This is a genomic window from Paenibacillus sp. FSL M7-0134, assembly GCF_038007865.1.
Taxonomy (GTDB): domain Bacteria; phylum Bacillota; class Bacilli; order Paenibacillales; family Paenibacillaceae; genus Paenibacillus; species Paenibacillus polymyxa_B.
In genome coordinates, this window is the sequence record NZ_JBBOXV010000001.1 from 1,979,344 (window position 1) to 1,998,202 (window position 18,859).

Here is an 18,859-nt window from a genome sequence, read left to right on the forward strand (position 1 = left end):
TGAAATGGAGAATGAGTTTCAAAGTGCCTATCAAGAAGAACAGCATAGGCTGTCGCTTGCTATGGAGGAAATTGATCGGAGATTGGAACGGCTTCGCAATACGCCGGTGTACACCGGGCATGATTTTACGGAGCAAGTGCTGGAATCGGCACGGGAGGAAAAACGTCAGGCTTTGGCCAAAAGCTCACAGGAGCCTTATTTTGGTCGTATGGATTTTGACGAGCGTGGCAGAGGGCAGCGGAAGCCACTTTATATCGGTAAAATTGGAGTGGAGCGTGAAGAAACGTCAGCGTATCCGCTGGTGATTGATTGGCGTGCACCGATTGCCAGCTTGTTTTATTCGTTTACAGGTGGTGAAGAAACCGCGTCTTACGAAGCTCCTGAGGGAACCATTGAGGGCTTGGTCTATCTGAAGCGTAATGTTGTCATTCGGAAAAAAATCCTGGAACGGGTAGCCGATACATATAATCGTGAAAGCGACGAGCCTGCCGTTTCTGATGAGTTTCTCGTTTATCGTTTGGGAGAAAACAAGGATAACCGTTTACGGGATATCGTGTCTACCATTCAGGCGGAGCAGGATCAGATCATCCGCGCGGCCAAAAATACAGCCCTCGTTATTCAGGGGGTAGCGGGTAGTGGCAAGACGACGGTAGCGCTGCATCGTCTCGCATTTTTGCTGTATCAATACAAGGATCAGGTATCAGCGGACAAAATGGTAATTTTCGCACCAAACCATATGTTCCTTGACTATATTTCAGATGTACTTCCAGAGCTGGGGGTCGGGAATATTCAGCAAAGTACATTTGCAGACTGGGCACTGGACTTATTGGGTTTGGATTTACCTTTGGCTGATCCTGCCGAAACATTATCTTATTGGTTTGAGAGTGGCAGTCTGAGAAAGGAATCCATGGATGAGGCGCCGGGAAGATTCAAGGGCTCGGTTCACTTTATGGAGTTGCTTCAAGCTTTTGTTGAACGACTGGAGCCCATCTCCGTGCCCGAGGGGGATTTTTCACCATGGGATGGAGCGGTGCTGCCACAAGCTGAGATTTTGAATTGGTTTAATGAGGAATATAAGCCTTATCCGCTCGCGAAGCGGAAGGAGCGTGTGCTGGCAAGAGTGCACCGCTGGATTGAAATGGAACTGAAAAAGTCGCCTTCGGCGGCAGCGCTCAAGGAACGCAAGAAAAAGGCAGGGACACGGGAAAAGGCATATGCTAAAAAATGGCCACAATATGACGCACTGACGCTCTATAAGCAGCTTTTTCAGGCAGCTAAAGGGTTACCCGCAGATACGGCTGCGGAGATGAAGGCTTCTCTGCCGACTGCTATTTTTAAGACCACACAGTCGGACCTGCGAAAACAGATTATCCGTGAAGAAGATCTGACTGCGTTAGTGTATCTTCACGTGCTGATTCATGAGGTAGAGTCATCTCAACGTTTTGACCATGTGGTCATTGATGAAGCGCAGGATTTTTCACCTTTTCATATCGCATTGCTGGATTTGTTCGTGAAAGGGCATTCCTTCACTATACTGGGCGATTTATCGCAGGGCATTCATGAATATCGTGGCGTACATGCGTGGGAGGAAATGAGTTCTCTTTTTGCGCCCGAACATACAGGGTATTTTGCACTTACGCGGAGCTATAGATCAACCTTGGAAATTATAGAATTTGCAAACACGATTTTGGAGCAGGGAGTTCGCGGCGGTATTACGGCAGTTCCGGTATTTCGTAGTGGCGATCCGGTGCGTACGATGTCTTACGACTCATCGGTGCGTGAGCAGAGTTTGCTCACCGCTCTAAAAGAGCTGTCCTCCAAGGAGTATCGTACTGTTTCTGTGCTGACCCGTACCTTAAAAGAGGCTGTGGAGCTACATGAGGTTTTCACAAGCGCGGGGTTGGATGTGAATTTGATTGACGGTGGTAAAAAGCAATATGAAGGCGGATTGTCGGTACTGCCTGTGTACCTATCCAAAGGTCTGGAGTTCGATGCAGTTATTGTGGCGGATGCCGACCATGAGCATTATGGAGAACGGGCATGGGATGCCAAGCTGCTGTATGTAGGATGTACCCGTGCGCTGCATGAGCTGTGGCTATTGCATGATGGCTCACTTCCTAGTTACGTACAGGCACAGACGGAGTAAACAGAAAAGTGTTGTAAAGCATCGCCTGAGTTGTTGTATTCCTTTTTGTTTACTGTTTATCTTAGTAATGGAAATTAGGAAGTCATGTCAGTCGAAGAACAGCCACGAAATTCATCTTTCGTCTAAGGCTGTTCTTTCTTTTTTTGTGGGCGACTGACTTGGAGATCTACAGCTGTGCCGTGACCATGCTATCTGCAACTTGTTAACGGATATGGTAGAATAAGAGGCGGTTTACACTGTATCAGGATTATAGATGACTTGAATTTTCATGATTTTTAACCGTATGAGCGAACATAATATAGTAGGTTTTCGAAGAAAAAGAGAAAGTGTTCGTTCATAAACCATAAGGAAGTGAATGAAATGGACTTATTTTCATATTCCCAAGAGTCAACGCCAAGCAATCGGTTGCTTGCGGATCGCTTGCGTCCGACTTCGCTGGATGAATATATTGGACAGGAGCATGTTGTGGGTCCGGGTAAGCTGCTGCGAAGAGCTATAGAGGCAGATCAGGTCTCTTCTATTTTGTTGTACGGACCACCGGGGTGCGGCAAAACAACGCTGGCACATATCATCTCGCAACACACGCAAGGCGATTTTGTACGTCTGAATGCTGTAGAAGCATCTGTGAAAGACGTAAGAGAAGTCATTGACCGTGCACAGACGAATAAATCGATGTATGGCAAAAAAACTATTTTGTTTCTCGACGAGGTACATCGGTTTAACAGTTCACGTCAGGATGCACTGTTGCCTGCGGTGGAAAAGGGCACGATCGTGTTTATTGGCGCCACGACTGAAAATCCCTTTCACTACGTCAACGGCGCTTTAATGAGCCGTTCTACGCTGTTCCAGCTTGAAGCGCTAACGCAGGAGCATTCGCTGGCTGCTATGCGCCGCGCCTTGAGTGATGCGGACAAAGGGCTCGGCTACATGCAGCTTCAGGTCGATGAAGCTGCACTGGCTCACATTGCGTCCATGGCGAACGGCGATATCCGCCGCGCTTTGAACGCGCTGGAACTGGCGGCGCTCACGACGCCTCCGCTGGCAGACGGCACGATTCACGTGACACTGGAAGTCGCAGAGGAATCCATTCGCCGCCCGATTGTCAAAGCAGATGAATCCACGCAGTATGACGTGCTGTCGGCCTTTCACAAAAGCATTCGCGGCTCTAGCGACGCCGCGCTGTTCTGGTTCCTGTATGCCGTAGAAAAGCTCGGCATGGACCCGATGACCTTTATCCGCCGCCTCATCGCGGCGAGCAGTGAGGACATTGGCCTGGCGAACCCGCAGGCAATGGTGCAAGCGGTGAGTGCGCTTGAAGCCTATCGCAATAACGGCTGGCCCGAGGCCAAACTGAACATTGCACAGGCCATTTTGTTCGCTGTGGAAAGCCCCAAATCGAATGCCGTATATACGGCGATTTCACGGGCCATGTCGGCTATGGACGATATCAAATCGGCCGAGGTGCCACTCCATTTGCGTGACGCACACTACAAAGGCTCGGAAAAGCTCGGTCATGTTGGCTATCAATATCCACATAATTATCCGAATCATTATGTGAAGCAGCAATATTTGCCCGATTCGATAGCAGACCAAACCTTCTACCAGGCTACTGAGCAGGGGAATGAGTCCAAAATCAGGCAAAACCAGCGCTGGCGGGATTCACAGTCTTAATATATGTGCGACTTCATATACAGAGTGTGTACGAAATCGTCACGTTACACCATGATCGTGCAAGAGCGAAGAAGGGGATAAAAAGATGAAAGACGTGCTATTCGTTGCCGCGGGCGGAGCGCTTGGAACCTCTACCCGTTATGGCCTGCAATCGCTGTTGCCTGCGGCGGGTGCGGATTTTCCACTTGGTGTGCTGCTAATCAATTGGATCGGCTGCCTGTTTCTGGGTTGGTTCTTTACGGTAACCTTGCGATCATGGCGGATCAAGCCGCGATTGCGACTTGCCATCGGAACAGGCTTTACAGGGGGCTTTACCACCTTTTCCACCTTTGCAGTGGATGCTGTCCGCCTCACGGTTCACGATCGTATGCTGACGGCTGTGTTGTACCTGCTGCTTAGCGTAGGCGGAGGGCTGTTTTTGACATGGACAGGTATCCGCCTAGGTTCAAAAATGACGCAGGCTGCTCCCAAGGAGGAACGCTTATGATCTGGTGGGCAGCGGCAGGCGGTATCGTGGGTACACTGGCGAGATACGGGCTTGGCATGTGGGCCGGAAAGAGGTTTGGTACCGCATTTCCGTGGGGGACGTGGATCATTAACGTCAGCGGTTCATTGCTGCTAGGCTGGCTCTATGGCGAGTTTACGCAAAACCATTTGTCTCCTGCACTCTGGATGCTGCTAGGAACAGGTTTTTGTGGCGGCTACACCACCTTTTCCACATTTGGCTATGAATCTCTTCAACTGATGGAGCGTAAAGAATACCGACGCATGGCTACGTATGTACTGTCCTCTGTCGTGGTAGGAGTTGTAGCTGCGGCTATCGGGTACAGAGTCAGTTAAGCTTTATACATTTTCGAAATAACACGTAAAAATGCAATAAAAAGCTTCCAATCCCGTACTCAAGGCATTTTCAGCCGTGATAAGGTTTCGGAAGCTTAGTGCTGTACCTATACAGCTATTTTTTATCTCGTTCTTTGTACAATTCAGGTAAAAGGGATTCAAGTTCAGGTCTTGGATCAGGATCAGACAACTTCATTTCCTCCAGCGTTTGGACGGCAATCCGTAGCACAGTATAATCCCTATACCAACGGTTGTCTGAAGGAACGACATACCAAGGAGCTTGTTTGGTTGCGCTTAGCTCTAATACATCCTCATAATACTGGGTATATTGCTTCCAAAATTTTCGTTCCTGCAAGTCACTTGGATCGAGTTTCCAGTTTTTGTGAGGCTTTTCAATCCGGTCGATCAGCTTTTCTAACTGAAATTGCTTTGAAATATGTAAAAAGATTTTAACCACCTTTACACCATTATCCAGCAACAACTGTTCAAAATGCTTGATATGCTTAATATTCCGTTTGGCCTGCTTATCGGATATCTGTCCGTGAACACGTGTAATCAGCACATCCTCGTAATAAGAACGGTTAAATGCTGCAATATATCCACGTCCTGGGGTAACGCTATGAGCACGCCATAAGAAATCATGACTCAATTCCTCAGCCGTAGGTGATTTAAAGCTGTGGACAGTCACCCCCGCAGGGTTAAGGTTGGAAAATACCTGTTTGATGACGCCATCTTTGCCGCTGCAATCCATACCCTGAAATACAAACAAAACGGATTGTTTTTTCTCTGTAAATAATTTGCTTTGTAATTCCGTGAAGCGTTCCTTCAATTGATCTGTTTCCTGTCGGATTTCTTCTTTATTTTTGATATTCTTCGTATCCTTGGGGTCCCATTCTTTCAAAGAAACTTTTTTACCCGGTGTCAGCATTCCTAATGAATCAGACATAAAGGCACGCTCCTTTTTAATTGAAGTATGATCTTGTCTACATCATATACCCAAATGAGGATGTTATCAAAAGTTCCTTATGTATTAATGGTTTTTCAAGTTAATTCGAAAAGGATTACATAGGGAAGAAGTTAGAAGTCCATTGTAGCGATCTTATTTAAATATGACGGTTCCTATTTTAAATGGGAAGCATACCACTGGATTAAAAAAGGGACGTGCATACACCATGGAAAATTTTTTCAAGGAATGTTTGTCCAGCATGACAGACATCATAAAGAGCAGATTATCAATTCTTTACAAGCCATTACTAAAAACATCTTTCATTAAAAAAGTCGCCTCCCAAATCTGGAGAGACGACTTTTTTAATTCCCTGCTATATCAATGCAAAATGGTCATTTTATTTAAACTGTTTCAGGCTGAAGTTTTTCAACCTTATCAATGGTTCCGCCACCCAGACAGCGTTCCCCGTCGTAAAATACAACAGCTTGTCCAGGTGTAATGGCCTTTTGATGTACATCGAATATGACATGCACGGTTCCATCCGCAAGCCATTGTAAAGTTACTTGCTGATCAGGTTGGCGATAACGGAACTTGGCTGTGCAACGGAATTCGCTGGTCGGACGAGTATCTGCGCCTTCAATCCAGTTCACGTCCGTTGCAATCAGGCTGGTAGAATACAGACTGTGGTGACGATCACCTTGTACCACATACAGAATATTCTTCTCCAGATCCTTATCCGCTACAAACCACGGTTCGCCTGAACCCGATCCGCCAATGCCCAAGCCTTGTCGTTGACCCAGTGTATAGTACATCAGACCATCGTGACGTCCTTTGACTTCACCAGTAGCGATATCCACCATGTCTCCACCTTTTGCAGGCAGATATCCACTCAGAAACTCCTTGAAATTACGCTCGCCGATAAAGCATACGCCTGTGCTGTCTTTCTTCTTGGCCGTATACAGTCCCGCAGCTTCCGCAATTTTACGTACTTCTGGTTTCGGCAGATGACCGATGGGAAACATCGCTCGGGACAACTGTGTTTGGCTTAATGCATTTAGGAAATAAGTCTGATCCTTGTTGCTATCCACACCTCGCAGCAAAGTAAAGTGGCCGTCTTCTTCCACAACCCGTGCATAATGTCCAGTAGCAACATAATCTGCTCCCAAATCCAGCGCTTTATTTAGAAACTCGCCGAATTTAATTTCACGGTTACACATGACATCCGGGTTGGGTGTGCGTCCAGCTTTATATTCATCAAGAAAATAGGAGAATACTTTATCGAAGTATTCTTTCTCAAAATTGACGGTATAGTAAGGAATGTCGATCTGTTCACAGACGCGGCGCACATCCTCCGCATCCTCCTCAGCCGTACAACGGCCAAATTCATCCGTGTCATCCCAGTTTTTCATGAAGATGCCGATTACGTCATAGCCCTGCTCCTTCAGCAGCAGCGCGGTAACGGATGAGTCGACGCCACCGGACATCCCGACGACGACACGGGTTTCATGATTGGCTTTAGCCATGGTCATCACCCAATTCTTTCAATATTGTTGTAGAACCCACCTATTGTAACATAAACGATAATAAGATACGATGTTTGGACGATCAAACGACACGGCGAACGATGGAAGAAAGCTATATAAAATGGGCTAAAGCTGTTCCAAATCGCTCGAAAGCAACTTTTTTTAAGATTGTTACCGTAATGTTTCCCTTTACCTGCCCTAATATGTTAACATAAGCTGAGGGTTAGGATCGGAATAGAGAGGTTTACAACACCAGTTATTCCGCGTGTTTAACGGAATTGTTACTATAAGTGAGGTGGCACAATTGAAAATATCAACGAAGGGCCGTTATGGCCTGACCATTATGATGGAACTTGCAGCCAGGTTTGGCGAAGGTCCAACTTCTTTGAAAAGTATTGCCGAAAAAAATCAGTTGTCAGAGCATTATCTGGAACAGCTCATCGCGCCTTTGCGTAATGCAGGTTTGGTAAAAAGTATCCGTGGTGCTTACGGCGGTTATATTTTGGCGAATGAACCGGCAGGAGTAACAGCGGGAGACATCATTCGTGTACTGGAAGGTCCGATATCTCCGGTAGATTTCACGGAAGAAGACGATCCGGCAAAACGTCAGCTGTGGCTGCGAATTCGTGACAGCATTGCTGAAGTGTTGGATTCTACTACACTTAAGGACTTGATCACATACCAAGAACATGATGAATTGGACAATTACATGTTCTACATTTGAGGTGGATTAACATGAACAGAATTTATCTGGATCATGCCGCATCGACTCCTATGCATCCTGAGGTTGCGCAGACTATGATGGACATCATGACCGGCCAATATGGCAACGCTTCGAGCGTTCATGCCTTTGGCCGCGATGCCAAGCGCACCGTCAGCGCTGCTCGGGATGCCGTTGCGGCCTCTTTGGGCTGCAAGCCTGAAGAAATTATATTTACGAGCGGAGGGACAGAAAGCGATAATCTGGCCCTGTTTGGGACGGCTACGGCAGACGGCCGTACTTCCGGGCATATGATTACAACCGCGGTTGAACATCACGCAGTGCTTCATGCTTGTGATGAGCTGGAAAAAGCGGGGTATGAGGTGACTTATGTCCCGGTCAACGGTTTTGGACGCGTGAACCCTGCGGATATCGAGGCTGCCATTCGTCCGGACACTTTTTTGATCAGCATGATGTATGCCAACAATGAGGTGGGCGTCATTCAGCCGATCTCAGAAGTAGGGCAGATTGCGAGAGAACATGGCATTGTATTCCATGTAGATGCGGTTCAAGCTTACGGTCATATATCCATCGACTGCCGGAATCTCCCAATTGACTTACTGAGTGTGTCGGGTCATAAGATTAACGGACCACAAGGGGTGGGTGCATTATATATCCGCCAAGGTACACGCATTCAGCCGCTAATGCATGGGGGACTTCAGGAAAAGAAACGCCGTGCCGGGACAGAAAACATCGCCGGTATTGCGGGTCTGGCTAAAGCCGCAACTCTAGCTAATGCTTCCATTGAGGAGCGTGGGGTGCACGATACGGTTCTTCGCCAGACACTGCTTAAAGGGTTGGAAGACACTCTGGGTAGCCAAAATTTTGTAATTAACGGTGATCCTGATCATTCTTTACCTAATGTCCTTAATGTTAGTTTTCCGGCCATTGGTACAGAGACCATGCTGATGAACCTTGACATGGAAGGAATCGCAGCAGCAAGCGGATCAGCCTGTACTTCCGGATCTCTAGAGCTATCGCATGTATTGCAGGCGATGGATCTTCCTGAAGATGTTTTACATTCAGCGATTCGGTTTAGCTTCGGTTTGGGTAATACTACGGAAGAAATGGAATACACGGCCAAGAAAATTGAAACCATATGGAAGCGGCTGCGTACTAGGTACTAGGGATTTCTCCGCATTTTAATAAGAAGGGAGGGGCGGTTTTCCATTTCATTGCATGAACGGAAGCAAGGTCTGACAGGCATGTAGGAAAAGGACCGCACCTTCGTTCGGATTGCAAAATGAGGAGGTACCCTATATATGAAGCTTCAAGATATGATCGGACTTGCCGTTTTCGATGTGGAGGACGGGAAGCAGATTGGTAAAATACATGACTTTATGGTGACAGCTGATTGGCGGATCACAGGGATCGAGTTGGAAGGAAAAGGGCTTTTTTCTTCTCACGTGAAAATGGTTGCTTGGGATGACATCGTTGCTTACGGTGAGGATGCGATCATGATTCGCAATCAGCAGGCTGTCCGTAAAACGGAGGCCCATGATATACAACATACGTACTTGCTTGGACCCGGTAAACTGAAGGATCTATCCGTGCTAACAGAGGAAGGGCTTATGCTCGGGCACATCTCGGATGTTTATTTTGACCAGGAAATGGGCAATAACATAATAGGCTTGGAAATCAGCGATGGTTTTGTATCGGATATTATAGAGGGGCGGAAATGGCTGCCCTGCACCGAAGATATGTCCATCGGGGAAAATGCTGTTATGGTTCCCCCGTTAAGCGAGCAGCGTCTGGAAAAAGCCATATATTCTGTTAATGGATAGGGTGAGTTTATTGAGATGTCCGAATTGTAATTCCAAAGATATCGGCAAAATCGGCTCCCATCAATTTTATTGCTGGGGATGCTTTATCGAACTTCAGGTGAATGGTGAAAAAATGTCTGTCTACCAAGTGGAAGAGGATGGAACGCTCAGTTCGCTGGACGACCTATTCTTTGGAGATGAGATGGCACAACAGGACTTGCCGCAAATTCATGCTTCTTCCTAAGCTTGACACCGAAAGTGGACAGGCTGCTTGCTAAGAGGTGTGATCTACATACGCTTAGTAGGTTGGATAATGCTTGATAAAAACAACGAAGAGGGTGCCCCGAACGGCCATATTGGCTGGGGCACCCTCTTTTGTATACCGTTTTTGTGAAGATGGTTAGTTCTACAATTTAAAGCGTTTGACCTCTTCCAATAAAAGATCTGCATGAGAATCGAGTTTGGCAGAAAGGTCGGCAATATTGTTCATGGCATGACCTTGTTCTTGCACAGAGGAAGCCACTTCCTCTGTAGATGCTGCACTTTGTTCAGAAACAGCGACAACGCTGGAAATGACATCGGAAATATGTCCAGCATTCACACGGAGATGATCTGTAGCGGCGGTAACGTCCTCAATTTGGGCAAGCATATGCTGAGAAGCCCCACGAATGGATTCAAACGCCTGTCTCGTTGCAATGGCAGCATGCTCCTGTTCTACAGTTACAGCAAGAGCCTTCTTCATTTCCTCCGCGCTTTGTACTCCTGCAATTTTAATTTCTTCCAGCTTACTCATGATACTGTCACTGGAACTGCCCGCTTGCTCAGCCAGCTTTCTCACTTCTCCCGCGACGACGGCAAAACCTCGTCCGTGTTCTCCGGCCCGTGCCGCTTCGATGGATGCATTGAGGGCCAGCAGGTTTGTTTGTGCGGCGATATCGTGGATGGCCCCGGCCAGCCGCTCAATATCCTGAGTTTTCAGCGCGAGCGAATCTACGGCTTCTCCTGCCGCAGTCGTCGTTTGTCTGGACTCGGCGGCCAGTTTCGCTTGACGTTCTGCTGTTTCATACCCTGCAAGCACGGCAGAATCTGTTTCGAAAACGGCAGTTTGGGTCCGTTTAACACTTTCGCCAATCTGGTCGATGGAGCCTGTCATGTGAGTCAGCTTCTCAGAGCCGGAATATACAGCTTCAGCCTGATCGCTCGCTCCTTGGGCAAGCTCCTGAACTGCACTGGAGATTTGTGACGCGATGGTTCCAGTATCCTTAGCGTGCTGATGCATATCATGGGAAGCTGAGCTGACATCGCCCGCCGTATCTGATACCTTGCGCAACAGGTGAGAGAGATTATCAGACATGATATTAAAATCTGTCCCCAGGCTGGCAATTTCATCTTTACCTTTAACATCCACACGAGCGGTCATATCGCCTTCAGCTATACGTTTGACATTCGCTTGGAGTCTGCGAATCGGCTTAATAAAGTTGTTTGCCGCCCAGATCGCCAGCAGCATAGCGACAACCAAGATGATAGCAACCGTTATAATCAACATATTACGAGTGGAGTAATACTCCTGAAAAGCAATATCTTTGGAAATGGACAACCCTACAATCCAGCCTGTGCTAGGCATCTTTTTAAAATAAAGCTGACGGTCACTACCATTATAGCTATAGTCTGTTTCTCCCGAAGCTGCGCTCAGCAGGGCCGCGGTTGATGAACCCAACTCGGGATTGTCCTTGAGGTTTTTGCCAGCCAGCTTGTTGTCTGGGTGCGCGATCACGGCTCCATTTTGGTCAATCAAAAATGCGTAGCCCAATCCGTTCAAGTCTATGCTTTTAATTATTTTTGTCATATCGTTGAGCATTATATCCTCGCTGACCACACCAGTGACGGAGCCATTCGAATTTTTGATAGGCTTCGCAATAGAAATGGTGAAATTCGTACTATTTGCATCAATGTACGGGGACGAGTAATACATTTCTCCCTTGGTTTTGGCATCCTTGTACCACGGTCGAGCGCGAGGATCATAACCTGCTTCAAACCAGCCAGATCCATCCCAGTAGGCTCCATCTTCAAAGCCTGCGTAAATATTGGAAATATTTTGATCTTTATAGTTTTGAAAAGCTGCCTTCAGAGATACGGCTTTGGCATCTGATGAAATATCGCTGGATTCCAGACCTGCAGCCAATGTTTCAATAATTTTGGCATTACCACCTATCCATCCGTCGAGCTGATTGACGGTTTCGGAGGTTTTGCTGTTCATAAGCTCTTGGATATCATGATTGGCCTGATTTTTAACGCTTGTCATGCTAATGATCGACAATGGCCCAGCTGCAACGATAACAATGCAAGTGAAAAGGAGAATAAGCTTGATTTTTAAGTTCATGTAACGACCCCCGATGTTTCAGAAATGTGAAAACTTAAAGTAGTGCTTTGTACTTATATCGTCAGATGGAATGACTTTGTTAATTGTTTTCATCCGTTTTCATCATTTTTTTACAATGGTAATCTATGGGGCATTCCAGACTCGCGGGAAGGATTAAAGTAGAGGTACAGGCATATACTTAAAGGAGGCTAGTCCAGTAAGGGGGCACGAAATGGAGCAATTAACGAAAAGTAGACTGTTCCGGTACGGAATATGGACGCTGCTGGGACTTGTCATTCTATATTTTATCTGGCTGCTGCGACCTTTGTTTTTGCATTTGTATGAATTTCTGAAAACAATCATTGCTCCGTTTGCGGTAGCGATGATCATCTCCTATGTACTTAATCCGGTTGTCAGTATGCTGGGCGGTCGCAAGGTGCCTCGAAGCGTAGCTGTGCTGCTCATCTATGCTGTGTTTTTAGCCAGTCTCGTTGTGATTCTGATGAACCTGATTCCGATGTTCATTGAACAACTGGATGAGCTGAATGAGCATCTGCCTGAGCTGACCATGCATGCACAAGGATTAATGACGAATATGGATAGCGGCATTTTGCCCCAAGGGGTGCGAACGGGTATGAATCAATGGTTTTTCCAACTAGAGAATCGGATGGCAACAGGGATTTCTAACTTTATGGATAACATCGGCGGGATGATCAATATGCTGTTCAATGTGTTCATTGTACCGTTCCTCATTTTTTATATTTTGAAGGATTTTGATGTGTTCGAGCGGACGATTGTGTCTTACCTCCCGCGTTCTCGTCGCAAGGCGATTGTAACGGTACTTAAGGAAATTGATCAGGCGCTTGGCAACTATGTCAGGGGACAATTACTGGTATGCGTCATTATTGGAGTGATGGCTTATCTCGGATATATGCTCATTGGCATGCCTTATGCGCTGTTGCTGGCAGGAGTGGTTGCAATTTTTAACATCGTTCCGTATTTGGGCCCCTTTTTGGGAGCCGCTCCGGCAGTAGTCATGGCTTCTACGGTCTCCTTAAAAATGGTGCTTTTGGTCGTGGTCGTTAACACCTGTATTCAAGTGTTGGAGAGCAATGTCATTTCTCCCCAGGTGGTGGGACGAACGTTGCATCTGCATCCGATAGCCATTATTTTCGCTCTGCTAGTGGGTGGGGAAATTGCGGGAATTACCGGCTTGATTTTAGCGGTTCCCGTGATGGCAGTCTTAAAGGTAGGACTTCAGCATTTTTTTGCTTATTACGTGAAGCGGAAAACAATCTGATTTTGTCCATACACCGTATGTATCTTGTCTGAAATCGCGTTGACACGGCTAAATGACACGGATATACTGAGTTGAGTATGTTTAAATGTGTTTATCCAGTAGGGAAAGCTCATTTCGAAGTGCGGGCTGAACCCGCCGGGATGCTCCCGTTACCAGTGAAAACAAGGCGATCGATCGTCCGTTAAGCAAATGTTGGTGTGCAGCTTGCGCATGGGCATTTCGTACAGAGGGGACGGCGTTAACCAGGGTGGTACCGCGATACAATCGTCCCTGATCCGTTCAGGGGCGTTTTTCTGTTTTTTTATGGCCTGTGCCAGGAACCAGTGACACCATAATTAGGAGGCTACTTATATGAAAGCTAGTGAAATCCGCTCCAAATGGCTGGAGTTTTTTGAAAGCAAGGGACATGTGATTGAACCAAGCGCGCCGCTTGTTCCACATAAAGATCCTTCCCTGCTGTGGATTAATGCGGGTATGGCACCGCTTAAGCCTTATTTTGACGGACGTGTGAAGCCAGAAAATCCACGTATTGCCAATTCGCAAAAATGTATCCGGACGAACGACATTGAGAATGTCGGCAAAACGCGCCGTCATCACACCTTTTTCGAAATGCTCGGCAACTTTTCCATTGGTGACTATTTTAAGGAAGAAGTCATTACATGGGCATGGGAGTTTCTGACGGATCCAAAATGGATTGGTTTTGATCCGGAACGTCTGGCTGTAACTGTGTATCCTGAGGATGAGGAAGCGTACAAGCTGTGGAACGAAAAAGTTGGACTTCCTGCCGAGCGTATCATCAAATTGGAAGATAACTTCTGGGATATCGGTGAAGGCCCTTGTGGACCTTGTACGGAAATCTTTTATGATCGTGGCGAAGCCTACGGCAGCGACATGACGGACCCTGAAATGTATCCGGGGGGAGAAAATGAGCGTTATCTGGAAGTGTGGAACCTCGTATTCTCACAATTCAACCATAACAAAGACGGTAGCTATACGCCGCTTCCAAACAAAAATATTGATACAGGGGCTGGATTAGAGCGTTTTGCATCCATTTTGCAAAATGTGGATTCCAACTTTGATACGGATATCTTCCAGCCACTAATCCAAAAAACAGCGGCGATGGCGGGAGTAAAATATAACGAAAATGTGGACAGTGATGTGGCTCTTAAGGTTATTGCTGACCATGTCCGCACCGTAGCTTTTGCAATTGGTGACGGTGTGCTGCCTTCTAATGAAGGACGGGGTTACGTGATTCGCCGTTTGCTGCGCCGGGCTGTGCGCTATGGAAAAATGCTGGGCATGAACCGTCCATTTATGTTTGAGCTGGTGAAAACCGTTGGGGATGTCATGGGTGTGTATTACCCTGAGGTAGTGGACAAGCGTGATTTCATCATCAAAGTGATCAAAACGGAAGAGGAACGCTTCCATGAAACACTGACAGATGGATTGGCAATTTTGTCCGATATCAGTGCTCAGGCGAAGGCCGAAGGTCGCAATGTCATTAGCGGAGCAGATGCTTTCAAACTGTATGATACGTACGGGTTCCCATTCGATCTCACAGAGGATTATGCGGACGAGCAGGGCTTGAAAGTAGACCGTGAAGGCTTTGATGAAGCGATGCAGGAGCAACGCAAACGCGCTCGTGATGCTCATCAGGACAGCGCGAGCATGAAGATTCAGGGCGGAGCTTTGTCCGGACTGGCGGTTAAAAGTGAATTTGTTGGATATAATGACCTCGTAACTGAGTCTAAAATTGTGGCGATTGTATATGAAGATGTACTGGTGGACAGTGTTAGTGAAGGGCAGTCTTGTCAGGTCGTGCTGGATGTGACTCCTTTCTATGCCGAAAGCGGAGGACAAGTCAGTGACCAAGGCTTGCTGCGTGGAGGTACGGTAACCGCGAAGGTCGAAGGACTGTTTAAGGCGCCACAAGGTCAGCATGTGCATCAGGTTGTTGTAGAAGCTGGTGAGTTGAACGTGGGCGATACGGTGAAAGCAGAAGTAGATCAAGCTTCACGTGGAGAAATTGAGAAAAACCATACGGCTACACATTTGCTTCACAAAGCGCTTAAAGAAGTGCTGGGTGACCATGTCAATCAGGCGGGTTCTTTGGTTGAGCCTGGGCGTCTGCGTTTTGACTTTTCCCATTTTGGAAGCATTACACCAGAAGAGCTGGCGGATATTGAACTGCGTGTAAACCGTGCCATCTGGAGCCAACTGGACGTTAATATTGAATTGAAACCGATTGATGAAGCCAAGGCTCTCGGAGCAATGGCGCTGTTCGGTGAAAAGTATGGAGATATCGTACGGGTCGTTAAGGTTGGCGATTACAGCATTGAACTATGCGGTGGCTGTCATGTCAGCAATACTTCGCAAATTGGCTTGTTCAAGCTTGTCAGCGAGAGCGGCATTGGATCAGGTGTACGTCGTATCGAAGCGGTGACCGGACGTTTTGGCTTTGAATATATGGAAGGTCAATTAGAGCTGTTGAAGGTGTCAGCTGGGCTTGTAAAATCCAAGCTGTCTGAGGTGCCAAAGCGTATCGAATCTTTGCAGCAACAAATTAAAGACCTCAGTCGTGAAAATGAATCGCTGCGAAGCAAGCTGAGCGTTATTGAGGCGGGCCAGCTGACCGATCAGGTCGTGCAAGTAGGCGGGGTGCAGCTGTTGGCTGCACGCGTGCAGGCTTCCAGCATGGATGCGTTGCGTGCGATTGCTGATGAACTGAAAGGGAAACTTCCGGCTGCTGTGCTGGTGCTCGGCGCTGCAATGGACGACAAAGTTAATTTTGTCGTAGCAGTTCCGGCAGAGCATACCAAGGCTGGACTTCATGCAGGCAAGCTCGTGAAAGAAATTGCTGCCGTATGCGGTGGCGGTGGTGGCGGACGACCTGACATGGCGCAAGCCGGTGGTAAGGATGCCAGCAAGCTGGACGAAGCACTTCAACGTGCGCATGAACTGGTGTCGGCAGCCTCACAAGGATAAAGTTCGATAATTTTTGCGGATTTTTGGGAAAAAACGGGCTTAGATATTTCCTTGTAGGGCTTTGCTTATGGTATGATGTAAAAGAATAAGCTGGCATAAACATGTACACATGTTTTGTGGAAGCGAGGTGTCAACAATGGATTCCATGGACAAAACGGTCAAATTTAATGTCAAGGCAGATGAGAAGGAAGCTTCTGCTCAGGAGATTTTGTTGACCGTATATGATGCGCTGGTGGAAAAAGAATACAATCCGATCAATCAAATCGTCGGCTATTTGCTATCCGGTGATCCGGCTTATGTGCCACGGCATAATAATGCCAGAAGCCTGGTACGTAAAAAAGAGCGCGATGAGTTGATTGAAGAGTTGGTTCGTTTCTATCTCGCCAAGCACCGTTAGGAGACAGGCATGAAAGTAATGGGATTGGATTACGGGGATCGCCGAATTGGGGTCGCCGTAAGTGATGCCTTCGGCTGGACCGCCCAAGGATTGGAAGTCATAGAACGACGCGGTGACGACAGTGAGTTCGGTAAAATTGCAAATTTAGTTCGTGACAATGAGGTGGGCGAGGTTGTTGTAGGTTTGCCAAAAAACATGAACGGAACCGTGGGTCCACGCGGTGAGATTTGCATCGAGTTTGCGAACCGACTCAAGGAGTTACTGGGTTTACCCGTTCACCTTTGGGATGAACGGCTGACGACGCGTTCGGCGGAGCGTACGCTTCTGGAGGCCGACGTCAGCCGAAAAAAACGCAAGCAGGTGGTAGATAAACTGGCCGCAAGCCTGATCTTGCAAAACTATTTGGACGCACACAGTACAAGGTGAGGGGGATTTCGTAATGGCTGAAAATCAAGTGGGTATGGAAGAAGAGCCGGAAATTATTTATATTGCCGATGACGAGGGCAACGAGGAAGAGTTCGAGGTCATTATGAAGTTTGAGGTAGATGGTTCCGAAGCGAAGTACATGATGGTTGCGCCAGTGGACCCTGAAGCTGATGAGTCCGATGTGTACGCCTTCCGTTACGAGGAAGAAGGCGATGATATTAAATTGTTTGTGATCCAAGACGATGCCGAATGGGAAATCGTCGAAGAGACCTTTAATACATTTGTAGAAGAAGATGAAGAGGAAGACGGGAAATGACGAGTTATTCACGTGAAGACCTGAGTTGGACCTCTGATTTGAAGGAAACGTTCGACGGCGATGTAGAGCTGCAGGATGAACAGGGCCATGCGATGCGCATGGAATTGGAAGCAGAGTTCAAGGTAGGTGAGCAACGGTACGCCGTATTGCGTAGACCCGGGGCTGCTGTTGGCGAACATGAGCTATATCATGTAAGCTCATCCACAGACGGCGAAATCTCCATCACCACCATTGAAGATGATGATGAGTGGGAAGATATTTCCGAGCTGTACGACGAATGTACGTTGCCGGAAGAACTGTAAGTCTGGATAACGATGAGATCAAACCTGAAAGGGCGGACCAGTCCGCCCTTTTTGGCTGTGAAGGAGTTGGGTGGATGTGAAGCGAAGGACGAGGATGTTTACGTTGCTTCTACTGCTTATCATTATAGTAGCAGGGGCAGCCCTCTATATTTGGAATGCCATGCAGCCTGTTCAGCCCCAAACACAACCCGTTGCTTTTACGGTGGTGCAGGGAACAGGAACATCTGCTATTGCAGATACGCTGGAGCAAAAGGGACTTATACGTAATGCGCTCGTGTTTAAGGCTTATGTAAAATTCAAACAGCAAGGAAGCGGATTTCAGGCCGGAAAATATGAGGCGAAGCCTGGCGCAACCTTTGATCAGTTGATTACTAAGTTATCGGCTGGAGATGTTGTCAAAGAGGAAATGATTCGTTTTACAATCCCGGAAGGTTTTACGATTAGACAGATGGCTGATAAGCTGCAAAAGGAAGGACTGGCAGACCGGCAGCAATTTTTGCAGCTGGCCAACGATCCGTCCGCTTTTGACGTCGCGCTAGTGCGGGACATTCCAAAGCAGGCGGGGCTTCGCTATGCGCTGGAGGGCTATCTTTTCCCGGAAACCTATGAGCTGAAAAAGGGTAGTACGGCCAAAGATATTATACAGGTGATGCTAGAACAGACACAAAAGCGGTTGGAAACTGTTTCCGATTTGGATGCGAAGCTGAAACAGCGGGGTGAAACGCTGCATCAACTGCTGACAGTTGCTTCTCTCGTAGAGCGCGAAGTGGTTGTGGAAGATGAGCGGTCTGTAGTAGCTGGCGTCATTTATAACCGACTCAAACAGGATAAGAAGCTGGAAATTGATGCTACAGTTCAATATATGCTGGATAAGCAAAAGGAACGGCTGTATTACAAGGATTTGGCTGTGGAAAGCCCTTATAATACGTATATGCATCAGGGACTTCCACCAGGGCCGATTGCAAGTCCCAGTCTGAAATCAGTGATAGCGGCTTTACAGCCGAAAGCTACAGATTATTTGTTTTACGTGACCAAAAAAGATGGGACACATGAACATTTGTTTGCCAAAACGTATAAAGAACATTTGCATAACATTCAGGTAAGTAACCGTAAGACAAATTAGGA

General features: G+C 47.3%; 18 protein-coding genes. 15 read left to right on the forward strand and 3 right to left on the reverse strand.

Going from position 1 to position 18,859, the window contains the following annotated elements; all coding sequences use genetic code 11:
* The first annotated feature begins 4 nt into the window (after nucleotides 1-4).
* From NSQ58_RS08895 to crcB (NSQ58_RS08910), 4 genes are all read left to right on the forward strand, one after another.
* Complete coding sequence (locus tag NSQ58_RS08895) at nucleotides 5-2,146, forward strand: HelD family protein (protein WP_023989916.1); 2,142 nt, start codon at nucleotides 5-7, stop codon at nucleotides 2,144-2,146.
* Between the two features lie 360 nt (nucleotides 2,147-2,506).
* On the forward strand, nucleotides 2,507-3,817 hold the full coding sequence (locus tag NSQ58_RS08900; RefSeq protein WP_023989915.1) for a replication-associated recombination protein A: 1,311 nt from the start codon (nucleotides 2,507-2,509) through the stop codon (nucleotides 3,815-3,817).
* An 85-nt stretch (nucleotides 3,818-3,902) separates the two neighbouring features.
* Entirely contained in the window at nucleotides 3,903-4,304 is a 402-nt protein-coding gene (crcB, locus tag NSQ58_RS08905) for a fluoride efflux transporter CrcB (protein ID WP_069079956.1), read from the forward strand.
* A complete protein-coding gene (crcB, locus tag NSQ58_RS08910) occupies nucleotides 4,301-4,657 on the forward strand; it encodes a fluoride efflux transporter CrcB (RefSeq protein WP_069079957.1) in 357 nt (118 codons plus the stop codon). The genes crcB (NSQ58_RS08905) and crcB (NSQ58_RS08910) overlap by 4 nt, the downstream gene beginning before the upstream one ends.
* A 115-nt stretch (nucleotides 4,658-4,772) precedes the next feature.
* Here the strand turns inward: crcB (NSQ58_RS08910) and NSQ58_RS08915 are convergent, their stop codons facing one another.
* Together NSQ58_RS08915 and mnmA are read right to left on the reverse strand one after the other, a co-directional pair.
* Nucleotides 4,773-5,603, reverse strand: a complete 831-nt coding sequence (locus tag NSQ58_RS08915; RefSeq protein ID WP_025723903.1) for a PPK2 family polyphosphate kinase — start codon at nucleotides 5,601-5,603, stop codon at nucleotides 4,773-4,775.
* 401 nt (nucleotides 5,604-6,004) lie between these two features.
* The gene (gene mnmA / locus NSQ58_RS08920) at nucleotides 6,005-7,126 is read right to left on the reverse strand and encodes a tRNA 2-thiouridine(34) synthase MnmA (RefSeq protein ID WP_023989910.1); all 1,122 of its coding nucleotides are present in this window, start codon (nucleotides 7,124-7,126) and stop codon (nucleotides 6,005-6,007) included.
* A 304-nt stretch (nucleotides 7,127-7,430) separates the two neighbouring features.
* On the opposite strand from mnmA, the gene cymR reads away from it, so the two are divergent.
* The 4 genes from cymR (at nucleotide 7,431) to NSQ58_RS08940 (ending at nucleotide 9,893) form a co-directional block, all read left to right on the forward strand.
* Entirely contained in the window at nucleotides 7,431-7,850 is a 420-nt protein-coding gene (cymR, locus tag NSQ58_RS08925; RefSeq protein ID WP_013311532.1) for a cysteine metabolism transcriptional regulator CymR, read from the forward strand.
* A gap of 11 nt (nucleotides 7,851-7,861) precedes the next feature.
* Nucleotides 7,862-9,013 (forward strand): cysteine desulfurase family protein, encoded by a 1,152-nt coding sequence (locus NSQ58_RS08930; protein ID WP_028542436.1) that lies wholly within the window; start codon nucleotides 7,862-7,864, stop codon nucleotides 9,011-9,013.
* Between the two features lie 135 nt (nucleotides 9,014-9,148).
* The gene (locus tag NSQ58_RS08935; protein ID WP_013311530.1) at nucleotides 9,149-9,670 is read left to right on the forward strand and encodes a PRC-barrel domain-containing protein; all 522 of its coding nucleotides are present in this window, start codon (nucleotides 9,149-9,151) and stop codon (nucleotides 9,668-9,670) included.
* Between the two features lie 10 nt (nucleotides 9,671-9,680).
* Complete coding sequence (locus NSQ58_RS08940; RefSeq protein ID WP_013311529.1) at nucleotides 9,681-9,893, forward strand: hypothetical protein; 213 nt, start codon at nucleotides 9,681-9,683, stop codon at nucleotides 9,891-9,893.
* Nucleotides 9,894-10,055: 162 nt separating this feature from the next.
* Here NSQ58_RS08940 and NSQ58_RS08945 read toward each other — a convergent pair whose 3' ends face one another.
* Complete coding sequence (locus tag NSQ58_RS08945; protein ID WP_341057201.1) at nucleotides 10,056-12,029, reverse strand: methyl-accepting chemotaxis protein; 1,974 nt, start codon at nucleotides 12,027-12,029, stop codon at nucleotides 10,056-10,058.
* Between the two features lie 211 nt (nucleotides 12,030-12,240).
* Between NSQ58_RS08945 and NSQ58_RS08950 the strand changes: the two genes are divergently transcribed.
* From NSQ58_RS08950 to mltG, 7 genes are all read left to right on the forward strand, one after another.
* Nucleotides 12,241-13,308 carry an AI-2E family transporter gene (locus NSQ58_RS08950; RefSeq protein ID WP_023989907.1) on the forward strand — a complete coding sequence of 356 codons (1,068 nt, stop codon included), beginning with the start codon at nucleotides 12,241-12,243 and terminating at the stop codon, nucleotides 13,306-13,308.
* Nucleotides 13,309-13,659: 351 nt separating this feature from the next.
* Nucleotides 13,660-16,293 (forward strand): alanine--tRNA ligase, encoded by a 2,634-nt coding sequence (gene alaS, locus NSQ58_RS08955; RefSeq protein ID WP_341057202.1) that lies wholly within the window; start codon nucleotides 13,660-13,662, stop codon nucleotides 16,291-16,293.
* Between the two features lie 136 nt (nucleotides 16,294-16,429).
* Nucleotides 16,430-16,690 (forward strand): IreB family regulatory phosphoprotein, encoded by a 261-nt coding sequence (locus NSQ58_RS08960; protein WP_007431624.1) that lies wholly within the window; start codon nucleotides 16,430-16,432, stop codon nucleotides 16,688-16,690.
* Between the two features lie 9 nt (nucleotides 16,691-16,699).
* Entirely contained in the window at nucleotides 16,700-17,116 is a 417-nt protein-coding gene (gene ruvX / locus NSQ58_RS08965; protein ID WP_014282932.1) for a Holliday junction resolvase RuvX, read from the forward strand.
* 13 nt (nucleotides 17,117-17,129) lie between these two features.
* Nucleotides 17,130-17,432 (forward strand): DUF1292 domain-containing protein, encoded by a 303-nt coding sequence (locus NSQ58_RS08970; RefSeq protein WP_023989904.1) that lies wholly within the window; start codon nucleotides 17,130-17,132, stop codon nucleotides 17,430-17,432.
* Nucleotides 17,429-17,734, forward strand: coding sequence for a DUF1292 domain-containing protein (locus tag NSQ58_RS08975; RefSeq protein ID WP_028542439.1), 306 nt, complete (start codon nucleotides 17,429-17,431; stop codon nucleotides 17,732-17,734). The genes NSQ58_RS08970 and NSQ58_RS08975 overlap by 4 nt, the downstream gene beginning before the upstream one ends.
* A gap of 94 nt (nucleotides 17,735-17,828) precedes the next feature.
* Nucleotides 17,829-18,857, forward strand: coding sequence for an endolytic transglycosylase MltG (gene mltG, locus NSQ58_RS08980; protein ID WP_341057761.1), 1,029 nt, complete (start codon nucleotides 17,829-17,831; stop codon nucleotides 18,855-18,857).
* Nucleotides 18,858-18,859: the final 2 nt, after the last annotated feature.

Bases quoted from the DNA above. Each gene is read 5' to 3' on its own strand.
- NSQ58_RS08945 (WP_341057201.1), bottom strand. From the start codon at position 12,029: ATGAACTTAAAAATCAAGCTTATTCTCCTTTTCACTTGCATTGTTATC.
- NSQ58_RS08935 (WP_013311530.1), top strand. From the start codon at position 9,149: ATGAAGCTTCAAGATATGATCGGACTTGCCGTTTTCGATGTGGAGGAC.
- NSQ58_RS08970 (WP_023989904.1), top strand. From the start codon at position 17,130: ATGGCTGAAAATCAAGTGGGTATGGAAGAAGAGCCGGAAATTATTTAT.
- mnmA (WP_023989910.1), bottom strand. From the start codon at position 7,126: ATGGCTAAAGCCAATCATGAAACCCGTGTCGTCGTCGGGATGTCCGGT.
- mltG (WP_341057761.1), top strand. From the start codon at position 17,829: ATGTTTACGTTGCTTCTACTGCTTATCATTATAGTAGCAGGGGCAGCC.
- crcB (WP_069079957.1), top strand. From the start codon at position 4,301: ATGATCTGGTGGGCAGCGGCAGGCGGTATCGTGGGTACACTGGCGAGA.
- NSQ58_RS08950 (WP_023989907.1), top strand. From the start codon at position 12,241: ATGGAGCAATTAACGAAAAGTAGACTGTTCCGGTACGGAATATGGACG.
- NSQ58_RS08960 (WP_007431624.1), top strand. From the start codon at position 16,430: ATGGATTCCATGGACAAAACGGTCAAATTTAATGTCAAGGCAGATGAG.
- ruvX (WP_014282932.1), top strand. From the start codon at position 16,700: ATGAAAGTAATGGGATTGGATTACGGGGATCGCCGAATTGGGGTCGCC.
- alaS (WP_341057202.1), top strand. From the start codon at position 13,660: ATGAAAGCTAGTGAAATCCGCTCCAAATGGCTGGAGTTTTTTGAAAGC.
- NSQ58_RS08900 (WP_023989915.1), top strand. From the start codon at position 2,507: ATGGACTTATTTTCATATTCCCAAGAGTCAACGCCAAGCAATCGGTTG.
- NSQ58_RS08915 (WP_025723903.1), bottom strand. From the start codon at position 5,603: ATGTCTGATTCATTAGGAATGCTGACACCGGGTAAAAAAGTTTCTTTG.
- NSQ58_RS08895 (WP_023989916.1), top strand. From the start codon at position 5: ATGGAGAATGAGTTTCAAAGTGCCTATCAAGAAGAACAGCATAGGCTG.
- NSQ58_RS08930 (WP_028542436.1), top strand. From the start codon at position 7,862: ATGAACAGAATTTATCTGGATCATGCCGCATCGACTCCTATGCATCCT.
- crcB (WP_069079956.1), top strand. From the start codon at position 3,903: ATGAAAGACGTGCTATTCGTTGCCGCGGGCGGAGCGCTTGGAACCTCT.
- NSQ58_RS08975 (WP_028542439.1), top strand. From the start codon at position 17,429: ATGACGAGTTATTCACGTGAAGACCTGAGTTGGACCTCTGATTTGAAG.